General features: G+C 51.5%; 8 protein-coding genes. 7 read left to right on the top strand and 1 reads right to left on the bottom strand.

Annotation, left to right across the window (positions count from 1 at the left end; translation table 11 throughout):
* Positions 1 to 179: 179 nt before the first annotated feature.
* The gene (locus ACOTXF_RS04910) at positions 180 to 1,448 is read left to right on the top strand and encodes an OprD family outer membrane porin (protein WP_047745979.1); all 1,269 of its coding nucleotides are present in this window, start codon (positions 180 to 182) and stop codon (positions 1,446 to 1,448) included.
* 51 nt (positions 1,449 to 1,499) lie between these two features.
* On the opposite strand, the gene speB is transcribed toward ACOTXF_RS04910, so the two are convergent.
* Positions 1,500 to 2,420 carry an agmatinase gene (gene speB, locus ACOTXF_RS04905; RefSeq protein ID WP_008499737.1) on the bottom strand — a complete coding sequence of 307 codons (921 nt, stop codon included), beginning with the start codon at positions 2,418 to 2,420 and terminating at the stop codon, positions 1,500 to 1,502.
* Between the two features lie 448 nt (positions 2,421 to 2,868).
* Here speB and ACOTXF_RS04900 point away from each other — a divergent pair, with 448 nt between their 5' ends.
* The 6 genes from ACOTXF_RS04900 (at position 2,869) to ACOTXF_RS04875 (ending at position 17,592) form a co-directional block, all read left to right on the top strand.
* On the top strand, positions 2,869 to 3,429 hold the full coding sequence (locus ACOTXF_RS04900; RefSeq protein WP_232927138.1) for a fimbrial protein: 561 nt from the start codon (positions 2,869 to 2,871) through the stop codon (positions 3,427 to 3,429).
* 63 nt (positions 3,430 to 3,492) lie between these two features.
* On the top strand, positions 3,493 to 4,227 hold the full coding sequence (locus ACOTXF_RS04895) for a fimbrial biogenesis chaperone (protein ID WP_265101809.1): 735 nt from the start codon (positions 3,493 to 3,495) through the stop codon (positions 4,225 to 4,227).
* A gap of 32 nt (positions 4,228 to 4,259) precedes the next feature.
* Positions 4,260 to 6,842: a fimbria/pilus outer membrane usher protein gene (locus tag ACOTXF_RS04890; protein WP_052954093.1), complete on the top strand. Its 2,583-nt coding sequence runs from the start codon at positions 4,260 to 4,262 to the stop codon at positions 6,840 to 6,842.
* Positions 6,843 to 6,848: 6 nt separating this feature from the next.
* A complete protein-coding gene (locus ACOTXF_RS04885) occupies positions 6,849 to 7,859 on the top strand; it encodes a fimbrial protein (protein WP_048963284.1) in 1,011 nt (336 codons plus the stop codon).
* A 17-nt stretch (positions 7,860 to 7,876) separates the two neighbouring features.
* Entirely contained in the window at positions 7,877 to 9,610 is a 1,734-nt protein-coding gene (locus tag ACOTXF_RS04880; RefSeq protein WP_023294519.1) for a ShlB/FhaC/HecB family hemolysin secretion/activation protein, read from the top strand.
* Between the two features lie 14 nt (positions 9,611 to 9,624).
* Complete coding sequence (locus ACOTXF_RS04875) at positions 9,625 to 17,592, top strand: hemagglutinin repeat-containing protein (RefSeq protein WP_232926844.1); 7,968 nt, start codon at positions 9,625 to 9,627, stop codon at positions 17,590 to 17,592.
* The last annotated feature ends 25 nt before the right edge of the window (positions 17,593 to 17,617 follow it).

Here is a 17,617-nt window from a genome sequence, read left to right as displayed (position 1 = left end):
TATTTCGCATGAATTGTTAACTTAACAGCACGTATCGATAACACCCCTGAAAGCCCCGCCAAATCTGCCCTGTCACATCGAAACGCCTGGTCACATAATTATTGCAAAGGTCACTTTTTCCGGTAATTATCCCCCCTGCAGTTATTCAATTAATATATCCAGACAGAGACGTTCCCTCCGTGAAAAAAGAATTATCATTAATTGCTTTAAGTTTATTTGCCGCATTACCTGCCGCTGCAAGCCAGCAATCCGACAGCCAGGGTTTTATTGACGACAGCCATCTGGACCTGTTTTTACGCAATGCGTATATTAGCCGTGATTATCATCAGGGCCAGCAGGACAAAGCCGAATGGGGTCAGGGGATCATCGCCACGTTTGCATCCGGCTATACCGAAGGACCGGTTGGCTTTGGTGTGGACGGTATTGCTCAATACGGCGTGCGCCTGGACGGCGGCCGCGGCAAGAGCGGCGCGGGCGGCATCGACTTCTTTAAGCAGGAAGACGACGGCCGGGCAAAATCCGATCTGGCAAAGTTTGGCGCAACCGCCAAAATGCGCATCTCGAATACCGTACTGAGCTACGGGAATCAGCGACCAGAATTGCCTATCGTGAATGCCGACAGCTCCCGCCTGCTGTTTGAAAGCTATACCGGCACCATGCTGACCTCAAAAGAGATCGATGGTCTGGAAATCAACGCCGGTTATTTCACGGACGAGCAGCGTAAAAGTGACGACCGCCACAACAGCGGGCTGAAGAGCCTCTCCTTCGGCGGCGCGAGCTACCAGTTCAACGACCAGTTCAGCGGCGCGCTTTACGCCTCTCACAATGAAGAGGTGATGAACAAGCAATATCTGGGCCTGAACTTCAAACAGCCGTTCAGCACCGGGCAGCAGCTGGTGCTCGACTTCAACGGTTATAACTCCCGTCTGGACCAGAGTTATGCGGACAGCCTCGACACGGGCCGCAGCAACGCTATCTGGAGCCTGGCGGCGAGCTACATCTGGGATATTCACACGTTCAAAGTGGCGTACCAGCAGAGCAGCGGCAGCACCGGCTACAACTACGGCGGCTACCGCGACCAGGGCGGCGTGGGTGATGGCGGTAACACCATCTGGCTGGCAAACTCCTACTGGTCTGATTTTAACGGCGAAGATGAACGTTCCTGGCAGGCATCCTACGGTCTGGACTTTGGTGGCCTTGGCCTGCCGGGTCTGAGCTGGACCACCGCCTACGTGCGCGGGGACAACATCAAAACCGCAGAAACCAGCAACGGCAAAGAGCACGAGTGGTTTAATCAGATCCAGTACCAGGTGCAGGATGGCCCGGCGAAGGATCTGAAACTGAAACTGCGCTATTCCGTACTGCGCGTCTCCAGCAACGCCAGCGATTATAACGTGGGTGGGGACGAGATCCGCGCTTACGTGGAATACCCGTTTAACGTGTTTTAAAGGCAATAAAAAACCTCTCCAGGGAGAGGTTTTTTTTACGCCAGAAGAGGCTTATTCGCCTTTTTTGGCTGCCTGGATGTAGAGCATTTCCAGTGCCAGGGTCGCTGCGGCCAGCGCAGTGATCTCGGACTGGTCATACGCAGGCGCCACTTCCACCACGTCCATCCCGACAATGTTAAGATCCTTCAGGCCGCGCACCAGCTTGATGGCACGGTCTGAGGTCAGGCCGCCGATCACCGGCGTACCGGTACCCGGTGCAAATGCCGGATCCAGGCAGTCGATGTCGAAGGTCAGATACACAGGCATATCACCCACGATCTGCTTCACCTGCGCGAGGATGTCATCAACACCGCGATCGTTAACCTGACCCGCATCCAGCACGGTGAAGCCGTTGTCTTTGTCGAATTCAGTGCGAATACCGATCTGCACGGAGTGGTTCGGGTCGATCAGACCTTCGTTCGGCGCGGTGAAGAACATGGTGCCGTGGTCAAACTCACAGCCGTTGGCGTAGGTGTCGGTGTGGGCATCGAAGTGCACCAGCGCCATTTTACCAAAGTGCTTCGCGTGGGCGCGCAGCAGCGGCAGGGTCACGAAGTGGTCGCCGCCGAAGGAGAGCATGCGCTTACCGGCAGCCAGCAACTTCTCGGCGTGGGCCTGCAGCTTTTCGCTCATCTCACGCGCGTCGCCAAAGGCGTACACCAGGTCACCGCAGTCCACCACGTTCAGACGCTCGCGCATGTCGAAGTTCCACGGGAAGCGGTTGTGCTCCCAGGCCAGGTTAGTGGAAACCTGACGGATCGCCGCCGGGCCATGACGGCCACCCGCACGGCCTGACGTTGCCATGTCGAACGGCACGCCGGTGATCACCCAGTCCGCATCACTGTCGTACGGCTGGAAGTTCATCGGAAGGCGTAAAAAACCAAACGCGTTAGATACCAGAGAGTTATCGTACTGATGACCTAAAGTGCTCATGTCCTGTCCTCGTATCATAGATAGACGATCGTTGCTAAAGGTGAAAAAAAATCCCTTCCGCGTCGTTAAGCCCGACGAGGAAGGGATCGTTTCATATCGTAATGCTGTATGGCGCTAAGAATAGCGCCTGAATCCATTAAATTCAAGCGACTCATAAATACAACATATATAGACAACCCATCCTATTCACCAAATAAAATCATAGCCATAAAAATATTATAATCTTTACAATTCACATATTTTCCAAGTGAATATTCAATTCATCCCACCATCTATTTCGCCCTTGTAATTCAAAGAAAAAAACACCTCATACCATATTCATACATACATAAACAGCATGAGACAGTCTCAATTCGGAATTTATTTAGTTTCATCCTGTGGTTTTCTCTTTTTTTACTCCCTACAATCCCGCCGCTTTATTAAAATTTATGTCTAAATGGAATTATCTATGAACAAATATTTAAAAATTGGTCTTTTTACCATTCTGGCGGGAGCGGGTTCTGCAGCAGCGGCAGAAGATGGCACAATTACCTTTGACGGAACGATCAGTGACGCCACCTGTATTATTACAGGCGGTGACGCACAGGGTGAATCCACCTCTCCTGATTTCACCGTGCATCTGCCAAGCGTCAGCACCACCGCGCTGGCCACTGCGGGTCAGCGCGCGGGAGACACGCCATTCTTCATTAAACTGAGCGGCTCAAATTGCACCAACAACAAAGTCGCCAGCGTCTTCTTCGAACTGGCACAGAGCACCAATATCAACACCGCGACCGGTAACCTGAAAAACACCGTTACCACGGGTGGTGCCGATAAAGTTGAAATCGGTCTGTTAGATTCCAGCAAAGCTGTTTTGGATCTGAATACCGCAAACAATAACCCGAAAACAGCGGTCATTTCGGGTAATACCGCTCGCTTCGACTACTGGGCGCAGTACGTTGCCACCGGCGGTGCGGCAACGGCCGGTAAAGTCACCACTGACGTCGTTTATTCCATTAAGTACCAGTAAGACCTTTGAGCAGTGGGAGTGATCCCACTGCTTTCCCTGCCACATTTAGGAACGTTGAGCCTGATGGTCAGTAATATTCTCAAAGTAATGTTAATGGTGACATTGACGTGGTTCCCCTGCGCCAACGCCACTATACAAATTTTAACAACTCGTGTGGCATTCAATGCAAACGAGAGTGAACAAACCGTTCGCGTAAATAACCTCAGTAAAAACCCGGAGCTGGCGCAGGTCTGGCTTTCCAGCACCGACAAAACCGATGGGACGGAGAAGGAGAATCTTCCGTTCTTTATCAATCCTCCCGCTGCGCGCGTTAACGGTCAGAAAGGGAAAGTTTTCCGTATATTCCAGACAGAGGAAGCCGCAGGAAAATACCCGAAAGATCGCGAAACCCTACTCTGGCTAAACGTGCTGGATATTCCACCTGAACTGCCGGAAGAGGCGGATCGGAATCAGATAAAAATGGCGTTCCGCACGATGATCAAATTTTTCTATCGCCCTGCGGGCCTGAAAGGCAATCCCATGCAGGCGGGCGATGATCTGAAGTGGGAACTGCGTAAAGTGGCAAAGGGCTACGACGTGGTGGGAACCAATAACTCGCCTTTCCACGTGAGCATGACGAGCGTGTGGCTAACGAATGCCGACAATAAAGACATTGAGATCCCCGGTGACATGATTGTCCCTTATGGAACGCTGGTTTATCACTTTCCGCAGGTGAGCGCAGTGAGTGGACGCGGCATATTTAAATACAATTATATCACTGATTTAGGCGCATATATTAAGCGCACCTATAACTTTTAACTTTTTATACGTTCTACCTTTCGGAAGGTCAAATGTCCGCACGCCATAATAAATACAGGCTTCTCAAAAAAGCGAAAAGTACCCTTGGCCAGATAATGATTCTGGCATTGTGCATTTCAGGCCAGGTTAACGCAGAAACAGAAAAAAAAGCGGTAAACTTTTCTCGCGGCTTTATGAATTTCTATGACAGTGGATTAGACCTTAGCCAGTTCGACGGGGTAGATAAAATCCAGCCAGGTGATTACAAACTGGAAGTATTTAGCAACTTGCGGAAATTAGGAACCTGGCCCATTTCATTTATTCCGGCAAACAATACGCAGGGCGTAAATGCCTGCATGACGCCGGAAATGATTATCCGCTTTGATGTCGATACCAGCAAACTGCCGGAAAACTGGAAGACGGGCCGCTGCCTGATCCTTGAAACGCTTATCCCCGGCGCCACCGTCACCTACAACCAGGATGATGAGCGCCTGGATGTCACCGTTCCGCAGGCGATGCTGCTCAATACACCAGAGGGTTATATCAGCCCTGAACTATGGGATGACGGTGAACCTACCCTCATGGCCTCCTACGCGCTGAGTGGTTCAAGCACGCGCAACCGTGAGTTAGGTGAAACCAGCAACTATCTCTTTGGTAACCTGCAAACCGCTATGACGCTTGGTGCGTGGCGTTTTGTAACCTATGACACCCTGAACCTCGGTAATGATATTGAGGATGAAGGGGTCGATCATCTGCAGGCATTTGCCAGCCGGGGAATTGCGGCCTGGCAATCTGAAGTGGTGCTGGGCGATCTCAACACCAGCGGGGAGATGTTTGATACAACGGCCATTCGCGGCGTCAGACTCGCCACCGACGATCGCATGCTGCCGGATTCCGTGCGCAGCTATGCGCCTGTCGTTCGTGGTTTTGCCAACAGCAACGCGACGGTCACCATCAAGCAGTCCGGCAGTACCCTCTATGAAAAAGTGGTTCCCCCAGGCGAGTTTGCCATCAGCGATCTCTATGCAACGGGCTACAACGGCGATCTGGAAGTCACCGTCAAAGAGACCGATGGCACCATCAATACCTTTACCGTCCCCTACTCCAGCGTTCCGCAGCTGCTGCGCGAAGGCTATTTTCGCTATTCGGTCTCCTCGGGTGAAATCCGCAACACATTTCTTGCCGATGATCCGTGGATGACGGAAGGCACGCTTCAGTACGGTTTGCTTAATAATCTGACCGGTTACGTAGGCGCTCAAACCGCGTTTGATGGCGATTACAACGCCCTGCTGGGTGGTGTGGCTATCAATACCCCGCTGGGGGCATTAGGCCTGGACGTTACCCGCTCTTATACGAACTTTAACTCCAGCACCGGGAGCGATGACTGCGGCTCACTGTGTGACATGTCCCTGCGTATCAGCCTTGCTAAAAATCTTTCCGAAACCGGGACAAATTTCAGCCTGGTGGGTTACCGCTACTCCAGTAAAAATTACTACTCGCTGTCGGATGCCGTCAGCGTGAAGCAGGCGCTGGAGCATGGTAACGACCGATATTTACCCGAGCGCTATCGTGAACGCCTGGAAGCAAACATCAACCAGATGCTGCCTGCGGGTTGGGGAAGTTTCTACGTCAGTGGTTTCATCGGCAACATCTGGAACGATGAACTGCGCCGCACGGAAAAATCCAACTACGCGCTGGGATACAACAACAGGTTTGGCTCGTCGACCTGGGGCATTTCGCTTGGCCGAACCAACAATGAAGACGGTGGTCACGACGATACGATCTACCTGAGCGTATCTATGCCGCTCGGCCATCGTTATGAAAAACAGGCTCGCCTGGGAGCAAACTTTAGCTACAACAGTGATGAGGCCACCATCCGCACCTCGCTCAGCGGCTCGGCCGGCGAGCGATCGCAGTATGGCTTTAGCGGCTACTTCAGCGAGTCCAGCAGGCCAGAAACCAACTTCGGTACCAACCTGTCTTATGTGGGCGATAGCGCTTCCGGCGGCGTCGCGTTCAGCCAGTCCCTCCATAGCTTCATGGGCGGTCTGAACATGAACGGTGGCGTGGTTGTGCACCGTGGCGGTATCAATTTGACCCCAACGTTAGGCGACACCATTGGCGTGATAGAGGCCAAAGGCGCTGAAGGGGCAAGAGTTTACCCTGATTCAAATGCGGTCATTAAAGATAACGGCTATGGGATTGTCGGCTATCTGACGCCTTACAGATACAACGATGTCTTCATTGATCCAAAAGGTACATCAATGAGTGTCGATGTAGAGGATACGCGTAAGAGCATTGTGCCAACCGCCGGTGCCGCCGTGCATATCAAAATGGAAACACAGCAGAAGCAACAGACCTTTGTGCGCTTCACACATGCCTCCGGGCAAAAGATCCCCTTCGGCGCATCCATTACCGATGGTAGCAATACCACGCTCGGTATGGTCGGACAGGGTGGCCTGGCGATGCTGACCTTACCTGAACCTGGCAAGCCGATCGTTATTAAATGGAATAGTAATAAGGTGATGAACGCGTGCTCAGCAGATGTCAATCACCTTTCTGATAACAGAAAAACCCGCAACATGAATAAAGCCGCCTCCTTTAATGCAATAGATATTATCTGCAAAGGCCTTTAACAGAAAATGAATAAATACATTACTACTCTGCTTTATCTCGTTTTATTATCCGTTTTATGGATGTTTACCCTTGAAGCAAAAGCCTCTGCGTGCAGACTCGAAGGCGTGGAAAAGGTTTTAAATATTACAGACGACATTACGTTAAACCCTGCGGATAAAGGCTCCACTGGAACGGTCTTATGGTCGAAAACGTATACTTCACCTAACATCAAATATATCTGTGATGAATCAACGCAAACGCAGTGGCACACCGCTTACAGCCGAAATTATCTCTCTTCCTCGGTAGATAAAGTCTATACAACCGAAATTCCGGGTATCGGTATTCGGATGAAATGGCCAGCCAACGCAGGGAACACCTGGGTGCCGGGTAACTCCGGCTCTCCGGTGACCTGCAGCCCGAGCTGTTCTATCGACAACAGCACCGTATTGGTAGAGTTCGTGCAGACAGGTAATATTAATCAGGGAGAATCCGAGATCCCTGCCGGCGAAATGGTTAACGTAAAAGTCAAACCTTTGCTCACGCCAGAGGATGCGCTTCGTATTCTTACTATCAATTTCTCAGCGCCAATTAAAGTAAATACGCGTTCATGTTCCATTTATCCCTCGTCGACCAACGTCGATTTGGGGACCTACAGTATTGCCTCATTCCAGAATACGCAAAATTATCAAGGTGATAAAAAGGACTTTTCTATTACCATCACATGCCCGGAACAGGCACAAGTTGGCTTAACTTTCTCTTCCCTGATCAATACCAAATTCGCATCAATGAACGGTCTTTTGGGCGTCGAGACCGGCGAAGGTTACGCGAAAAATTTCGCGATTATGGTTTACGAAAAATCCAGCCCTTATGTCTCATCGGCCCTTGTTCTTGGAAAAGAATACCCTTTCCAGGTTTCATCCCGCTTAACTAAAAACTATCAGGCCCAGATATTCGTTCCTGCCGAGGTTAATCGCGAAAACTCATTAAGTGCTGGCAGGGTGGTCGGCGCAATTCAATACACCATGGCTTTAAGATAATTATCAAGGAGAGATTCGTGCTTCAGCGTTTTTCAAAATATGCACTTTTATTAGTGCCGTTCATTCCTGTGGCTCACGCTACGGCGGCACTCCCTGGTCAGCAAAATAAACAGGAACTGGATCGTCTCGAAAGACAAACCAGCCAGGCATTAATAGAAGAAGCCAAGCGGACCGAGCAGTTAATCCAGCAACAAAAAAAAATGCGCGAAGCCGGAGATGAAACCCTGGCCAGCAGCGACTCGAACTGGAAATTTCAGGTCAATCATATTGTCATCCTTGATGATACGCAGTTTGACAACTCACCGCAGCGTCAGGCGATTATCGATCGCTATGAGGGCAAAATGCTCGGTCGAACAGAAATATTTGAACTGGCCAAAGAACTGACCGATTTTTATATTTCTCGTGGTTATGCCACGACGCTGATTGGTGTTGAGCCCGGTAATATCAAAACGGGCACACTCTCTCTGCGGGTGATGTGGGGAAAAATACACGATCTTAAGGTTAACGGGCAAGCGCCGTCCTTCCGTGAACGCACGCGCATGTTCACTGCCTATCCTTTTGCGAAAGACAAGATTCTGAACATGCAGGATGTCGATCAAATGGTCGAAAACCTGCTGCGCGTTTACCCTAACGACAATATTGAAATTCAACCGTCTGTTATAAACAGCTATTCCGATCTTAATCTGCTGCACGTGCCTGCATTCCCTCTTTCGGTCACCGCGGGTCTTAACAACTCTGGCTTTAAGGCTGACGGCTGGCAGCAGTATTATGGCAGCGTAACCGCTAAAAACATTGCCGGCATCAATGATATTTTCAACGTTTATTATTCATGGAATAACCTGAAGAATAACCAGGATAATCAGGATTCGTGGTCAACGAGTTACAGCATCCCACTGGGTTATTGGTCGTTTGACGCGCTTTATTACAAATCCAGCTACGACAAAACGCTTGCCGGCAATAACGCCAGCTACGCTTCTGACGGAGATTCTGACCGTGCTTCTCTGCGTGTCAGCCGCATGCTCGGCCGTAACGCCACGGGTAAAACCAGCTGGTGGGCAAAAGTTGAAAGACGTAATAGCAACAACAGCATTGAAAACCAGCGTATAGACGTCAGCTCTAAAACCTATACCTCGATTTCGTCGGGCGCTACCTGGGTCGGCGCCCTGATGAACGGCTGGTTCTATGGCGATGTGGGCGTGACGGCAGCGGTTCCCTGGTTTGGTTCCGCCTGGAAAAACGATGCCGACCTTAAAGGGTTTGACCTTGATTACGTCAAGTACAACGGCATTGCCAGCTGGACGCGTCCGCTTTTTCAGTCTGGCCGTTTAGGTGGCGTGTATGAACTCAACGCAGGGTTCCAGTACACCCCGAATGTACTGGTTAGCGATGCAAAATTAACGCTGGGCGATGAATTCACCGTACGCGGCTTCAAGGACGATAGCCTGCTGGTTGATAGCGGCGGCTGGATCGCCAATACCCTGCAGTTTCCATTCGATGTTGGCGTCGGCGGTATCTATCAGCTTATTCCCTATGTAGGTTATGACCTGGGCTTTGCCAAAGATAATTGCCCGAAAGGCGTCAACGTATGTGATAGCCAATTCATGATGGGTGGCTCTGTCGGGATTAAAGCTACCGGTAGCCATTTTTCAACGTATGTCCTCGCGGGCTGGCCTATAAAAAAACCAGATTCACTGGAAGAGAATACCGTCGATAACACGGTCGTTTATTACAAGATGGAAGTAACGTTCTAATTTAAGGAATTTTTATGAGCAACAATAAAACCTCAAAAACGAAGCTAACCGCAGGGAATTTGCATAAACACCTTTGCCCACTTTTTATTTCAATAGCGGGTATTCTCGCAGCTAATGCCGAAGCCGCAACGGTGCCGGATGCCAGCCAGAGTAAAGGGCCAACAATGGGTCAGGCGGCTAACGGCACGCCAGTCGTGAATATCACCGATCCGAATGCGAAAGGCGTCTCGCATAATAAATTCGACCAGTTTAACGTTGATAAAAATGGCCTTATTTTTAACAACAGCATGCAGGATGGTGTGTCTAAGATCGGGGGTTACACGGTTAAAAACGCCCAGCTTGAGCATGAAGCAAAAGCAATTATCAGTGAAGTGACGGGAGCCCAGGCGTCCTATATTAACGGGACGATGGAAGTCTTCGGCAGAAAAGCGGACGTGATCGTTGCTAACCAAAACGGTATTAGCGTTAACGGCGCCACCACCATTAATGCCAACAGCCTGACGCTGAGTACCGGTAAGGTGCAGATGAAAGAGGACGGCAACTATAAACTAGCTGTTGAAAAAGGCACCGTGTCTCTAACAGGGCAAGGCATTTCTACCGAAGGGCTAAGCTACTTCGACATTGTCAGCCGAAGTGCAAAACTGGAAGGTGAAATTGCCGGCCAGGCGGACGTTAAGGTAGTTGCCGGGCAGAACGATTACGATCTCTCCAGCCGCCAGCACACGACTCGCGCCACGGGTGACGGCCATACGCCGGATGTCGCGATTGACGGTCGGGCGATGGGGTCAATGTACGGTGGTAAAATTCAGCTTATCAGCACCGAATCCGGCGCAGGCGTCCGTCATGAGGGCAGTATTATTGCCACGGGTGACATTGAGATCAGTGCGAACGGCGACGTGACGCTGACAGGTTTACGCAGCGATAAAAATGTCACTGTCAGCGGCAACAATATTGCCCTGAACAAAAACAGCAGCGGCACCGGAAGTGCAGAAGCGCAAAATAATATTATCCTGCATGCGCTCTCTGGCATGACGGTGAATAACGACGTTATCTCCCGTAACGGCACAATCCGAATTGATGCCTCAACCCTGCTGCAAAATACGGCTGCTATCATTGCGCAAAACAGTGCCACAACAGCGGTACCCGCCATTCAGATTAATGTTGCCGGGCAGTACACCCTTTCCGGAAAACTAAAAGCGCTGGATGCTAACGGCGCTGTCATTTCCGGTGGCGTCGTGACGTTAAAAAATGGCGATTTTGTCGTCATCCAGAATGGCCAGCAGGTGCCCTTCAGCACCCTCGTCTCCGATGCGGAGATCGTCAGCAACAGTGGTAATGTCAACGTTACCGCGGGCAGCATGACTAACAATGAAGGCGTTATTCTCGCGAAGAAAGGGACGCTGCAGTTCAACCTGACCGGTGCGTTTGAAAACAAGGGTTCCGTCAGCGCCACAGGGGATATCTGGATTGCATCAGGTTCAATGAAGAACAATGGCATCCTGTATGCCAGCAACGCCCAGACGCTGTCTGTCGGCCATCTCGACAACGCAGGCCGCCTCTACGCGGATAAAAACCTGGTTATGACCGCCAGCGCCCTGAACAACAGTGGTCATATTGGCGCTAATAGCGGTGAGATGCGCATTAAGGTCAACGGTGAGGTTTCAAACAGCGGCACCCTGAGCGGTAACGATGCGCTGATCTTCATTGATGCCGACGGTAACATCGTCAACGACGGCACCATTGCCAGCAACAAGCATGACGTGACGGTGGCATCCGGCGGCGACACGCTCAGCAATACCGGACGTATTTCAGGACGTAATGTCTCCACCCAGACCCGTAAAGCCAGTGCAACCGTCAGTAACAGCGGCACCATCAGTGCCAGCGAGAAACTGGCCATCGCAACCGCGAATCTGAAAAACCAGGCCGGCACGCTGAGTGGGACCACTGACATGCAGCTTGATGTCAAAAAAGAGCTACAGAATAGTCAAAAAGGCAGCATTATTGCCGGGAAGAACCTCACCATAAAGGGTGACGGCGCGCTGGCAGTACACAATGACGATGGGCTGATCCAGGGCGATAATATCAATGCCAGCGGAATTACCACCCTCTCTAACACCCATGACGCGCTGATCGCGGCAAGAGAAAACCTCTCCGTTACAGCGACATCGTTGCTTAACGACGCCTCAACCATTCAGGCCGGTAGCCTGACGCTCGATCGCGTCAGCACCGTCGATAACCTTAACGCCGCCACGCTGTATGCCAGCAAGACGCTGCAACTTACCCATCTCAACACGCTGAATAACACCGGCAGTTTTGTGATTTCTGACGGCACGCTGTCACTGTCCGATGTGAACACCCTCAATAACACTGAAGGTGCAACGCTATTCGGTGCTGGAAATACCACGCTGAGAAACGTAGGTACCCTTAATAACAGCGGCGCATCGATGATTAAATCGGATAATGCGCTCTCGATCGCGACGACCACGACGCTTAATAACAGCAGTGATGCAGTGATTGCCTCTGAGGGCAATCTGAATATCAGCGGCGTGAAGACGTTAAACAACCGCTCGGTGATCATCGGCAATGGCAATATCGCGATCGATGCCGTTGAGGAGCTGAAAAACGACGGTGTGGTTCAGGCAGGTCTGGATCTGATTATTCGCAACGTCAAAAACCTGGCCAACACAGGTGAAGGGCATGTTTTAGCTGCACTGCGTAACCTGACGATTGAAGACGTTGAGTCGCTCATCAACAGCGACGGCGCGGTCATCTCCGCCAATATGCAGACGGTGCTGAACGCCATCGGCGTTCTGACCAACCGCACGGCCGGTGTCATTCAGGCTGTAAACGGCCCGCTGGAGATTGTCGCCAACACGTTGAGCAACATTGGCAGCCTCACCGCAGAGGACGGGCAGCAGTCGGTGTCCACTCTCGTGGCGGGCGGCGACATTACGATCAATGCGCAAAACATGCTTAACACCGAACAGGCGGTGATTGTGTCGACGCAGAGCGATCTGTCAGTTAATGTCGCTAATAATCTGATCAACGCCAATGCAGCGGTACTATCGGGTGCCAACAATACGAACCTTAACGTAGCGGGCGGGACGATTAGCAACGAAAAAAATGCCCTGATCGCCGGGAATAACATTACGATTAATGCCTCGCAGCTGAATAATCATGATTCCGGCACGACCTCTGCCAGAAACGACCTCAACATCCATACCGGTTCATTCAATAACATCAATGGCATCCTCGAAGCGGGTCATGATTTATTGCTCAAGGTAAAAGACTCCATCGCGCTGAATGACAATAACCGCAGTATTCGTGCAGGTCATGATATGACGCTCAGCACGGAAGGTACGCTGTTCAACAACACCATGATGGAAGCCATCGGTAACTTGACGCTCCAGGCAGACGGTAAGGTGATCAACAGCAAGTCTGTGGTCACGGGGGGTGATTTACACATCAACGCTAATGAGGTAATGAACAACAGCAACAGCCTGCTCTGGTCGTTAGGGAAGATGGATATTAATGCCCACGACGGTGCCTTTGTTAACGACTATAACGGCAACGTTCTGAGCATGGGTGACATGTCGCTCATCGCGAAAACGATTATCAACTCCGCTGGGATCATTCGCTCCGAACAGAACATCAATATTGATGCGGCCTCTCTGGAAAACCAGAGCACTTATACGGGTGGCACCATTTCGCAAACCCAAACGCAGGATGCCGTGGGTCAATGGGCCGGTATTGATAATGTAATGACGCAGGTCAGGATTACCACGGTTCTGCACATCCCGGTTCTGGCGTCAGATATCGCTATGAGTAAGCTCGGCGAAATCAGCGCCGGGAAAGATATTAATATTAACCAGCGCGGCATTTTCGACGAAAAAGAGGTTAAAAATAACGGCGGCCTGATCCAGGCGGGACGTGATATCACCATCACGGGTAATCTGCTGAACTCGCCAACCTATACCTCCGAATCCATGTATGACTATCTGAATCTCATTCTTGAGCAACCGATAGTACTGACCGACTACTGGAAGGTGGCAGCAGAGCACTACACGACGCTGACCTTCAACTCGCTCTATCAATACCTTGATTTCATCTTTGGTGACGGCGCACCTGCAACCAAAAGCGGTACCCAGGCTCCAAACAGAGAGCGTAGCTATAAATCGCTTCTCGACGCCGCGAATGACTCAACCCAGCTCAACTACGTCATGAGCAAAGTGTTTGGTGAAACGTGGAATTCGCAAGATTACGCGACCCTGAACACGGCATGGCATAACCTGGTAAGCAATGACACCAGCATTACCCCTCTGAAGACGAATATGATCTACTTCGTGCCTTCAGAAAAAGGTGAAATCACGGCGGGTCGTAACTTTACGCACAATGGCGGCACGCTGGATAACGGCCTGGCTAACGCTGGCACAATCAAAGAAAACGCCAAAATTGAGAATATCGACGTGGGTGACTACACCATCGACACCGCCGTCGCGGGCTATGATGTTGCCATCAATACCAAAAAGCTGAATGAACTGGCCATGGGGATCAGCCCACTGCCGACCATCAAGGATTTGGTCTCTCTGCCGGGCATGTTTGAAGTCACTGACGAATTCAAAAAAGCCTCTGAGGCGGCGAAAAACGGTACCGAATACAGCGGCCCGGCCAACCACATCATTCCGATTTTCGAAACGCGCCCGGAAATGATCGATCAGAGCAAGTACAGCGGCTCTGACTACTATTTCGACAAGGTGGATTACACTACCACCGAAACCGTTAACGTCATTGGCGATAACTACTTTATCTCCGAACTGATTCGTCGAGAGATCAGCCGCTCCGTAGGCAGCATGTTTGCGATACGAGACGGTCTTGAAGGCGATGCGCTGGTACAAAACCTGATGGATAACGCCGGTATTGCGGCGAAAAACAGCGATCTAAATCTGGTGGTGGGACAGCCTCTGAGCGAAGAGCAGCGCAATGGGCTGACCCAGGATATCGTCTGGTTCGTGAGCCAGAACATCAAAGGGACGGAAGTGCTGGTGCCGGTGGTCTACCTTTGCCCTGAAACCCTTAGCCAGCTGGCTAACGGTGATATCAGTAAAGGCACAGCGTCCATTGCAGCCGGAAATAGCCTTTCAGTTGATGCCACCGCCATTAACAACGTGAACGGTACCCTCTCCTCTAAGGGTGACGTCACGCTGAAATCCAAAGGGGATATTAACAACATCAGCAATGCGACAGATGCTGGCATCTCGGCGGGCGGTAACGTCTCAATGACGTCGGAAAATGGCAGCATTGCCTCAAACGGCGCGGCAGTGAACGCCGGTGGCGACATTGACATGAAGGCTGAAAAGGGCGACATCACCCTGACCGCATCTGTCGGACACGGCGAAGACGGCAAGCAGAAGATTCATGCGCACGATGATGGCGTCACCGCAGGCGGCAGTATCAACATGCAGGCGAAAACTATCACTTCCAACGCGGCTGATATTACGGCAGGCCAGGACGTGAATATGAAGGCGAGCGAAGGTGACGTCACCTTCAACGACCTGCATCAGATTGATTCTAACCGTACCATCAATACCGAGATCAACGGTCTGTCCAGCTATACCACCACCGACACCAAAACGGTGACCGGCGAAGCTATCGGCGCAACCGTCAAGGCTGGCGGCAATGTGCAGATTGATGCCAGCAAGAATGTGGTCATCGAAGGCGGCAGCATTGACGCGAAAAGCGGCTCCATCAACGCGGCAGAAAACGTTGAGATAAAGACGTCTGAAAACGTGTCCGCTGAGGAACACACCACACAGTCTCGCCAGTTTGTTGCTGAGGCCGGCATCAGCGGCGCCGGTAAATCCGCCTCGGCTTCCTACGGCAAAAACGAGGGCACCACAAAAAATACCACCTCTGGCGACTACACCAGCGCAGGCGGTAATTCTGAAACCTCCGCGATTGGTGCCAAACCGGGCCGCGCACCGATCACCGATACTGCCGGTTTCAGGGTGGGTATGGAAGACACAACCGATACCGTGTCGACCCAGAGCAAGCAGAACACCAACGCGTCCATTAATTTTACCGATTCCGGCTCCGTAAATGCAGGAAAAACGGCGGATATTGGCGGCGCAGACCTTTCCGCCGGAGATAAGCTCAGCATTAACGCGAAGGATGTCGCAAGCACCAAATACGAGGATGAAACCAAAACCACCGTCACACATAAAGACCGCTTTGTCGGTGTTTCAGGTGAGGCCCACAGTGCGGTAGTTGATGCGATCGACAAAACCGGGAATCTCATTGATAAATCGCAGCAAGGCCAGTCGATTAACAGCGGAACCACGACGGCGGAAGTGCTGGGCGATGTGTCCAACATCATGCTAAACGATCTTGCTGGCGGCTCCGTCACTTTCGGCGGGAACACGACAAAAACGAAAGAAACGCGCACCGCAACGGCGGAGAATACCACCAATATTAATGCTAAAAACGTCAGCATTAATTCGACCAACGATACCACGCTCAACGGCGTGAACGTGAACTCGCAGAATACGGAGATCAATGCGGGTGGTAATGTGGACATTAACGCAGCGAAATCAACGACCTCTTACACCAATGAAACCGAAAAACACAAAGGCGGCCTTACCGCAGGCGTGGGAGTGGATATAACCGGCGCAAGCGGCGGTATTTCAGTCGATTACAACGGCAGTACGGAACACGGCTCGGGCAACTCTACGTCGTATAAGAACAGTACTATCAACGGCAACACGGTGACAGTGAACGCTGGCGGTGATATGAACATGAAGGGCGCTAACATCGATGCAGAAAAAGCGGATGTTAACATTGCAGGCGATATGAATATCACCTCCGTGCAGAATACCGAGCACACCGAAAGCAGCCGCGGTAACTGGGGCGCTTCTGTGGGCATCTCCGTCTCGGCAGCGGGCATCATCCCGAACGCGTCCGTCAACGGGGGCGGCGGCTCTGAAAGTTACGATTCGTCTAAAACAGCGAAGCAATCCGGTATCAATACCAGCGGCGAGCTGAATGTGAAAACCGGAGGCGACCTCAATATGACCGGGGCTAATCTGGTATCTCAGGATGGCACCGGGTCGGTGAACGTTGCGGGTGATATCAATGCGAAAACGCTGGAAGACCACGTTGAGCAGGATAGTCTGTACGGCGGTGGCGGCATTGGCCTGAGCAATGGCGTAGTGCCTTCCGGTAACATCTACGTCGACACCGTGGATGAAATTCACTACAACGAAACGCAGAAATCCACTATCGCCGTGGGTGACACCACCAGTGCGGCAGTGAATGGCGATCTCAATACCAATAAAGATGAAATGTCGGTTGTCACGCGTGATGAGAAAGAAGCAGGAAATAACATTTCCTACACGCTTGCCGATCCGGGGATTCGTAAGAAGAAGAAAAGCGGCGCTGACGCAGACAGCGATACTCCAGCGAAGCCGGATGACGGCCATACGGACGATGGCGGCTGCCCTCAGAAGTGTACGCCGACTAAGCCAGGCTCAACGCAGCAGCAGACGACTACCACGACGCGTACAACGTCTGATTCTCAGCATATGACGATTGAGAAAACGACGGCGACAACGACCTCTACGTCCGCCTCTTCGGCGGTCCATAAGGAGGTCGTCGCGTCTGAAACCGCACGCAGTGAAGCCGTGCCAAACGTTGCGCCGTCAACGTCCCAGCCGCTGACGCCAAAAGCGAAACCAGAAGCCACAACAGTTACACCAGTGAAGAAATGGGCCGTACCGGAAACTAACTATCCGGTGCTCTCTCCGGGCTCTGCAACGGGTAAAACCGGTAAAGACATGCCGAAAACGCCGGAACACAAGAAGTGGAATGGCGACATGAGCAAAGGTGCGATGAACGCGCGTCCACAGTGGAAGGCGTTGCAAATCGATCGACCGATTGATATCTATGCTCCGGTAACCATTACCTTCACCGACGAGCAGTACAGCTAAAACAAAAGGGTCTGACTTTCGTCAG

The sequence above is a fragment of the Enterobacter cloacae complex sp. IR53041 genome (assembly GCF_049238285.1).
In the GTDB taxonomy this organism is placed as follows: Bacteria; Pseudomonadota; Gammaproteobacteria; order Enterobacterales; family Enterobacteriaceae; genus Enterobacter; species Enterobacter roggenkampii.
The sequence above is the reverse complement of the archived record's forward strand: the minus strand, read 5'-3'. Positions and strand labels throughout refer to the sequence as shown.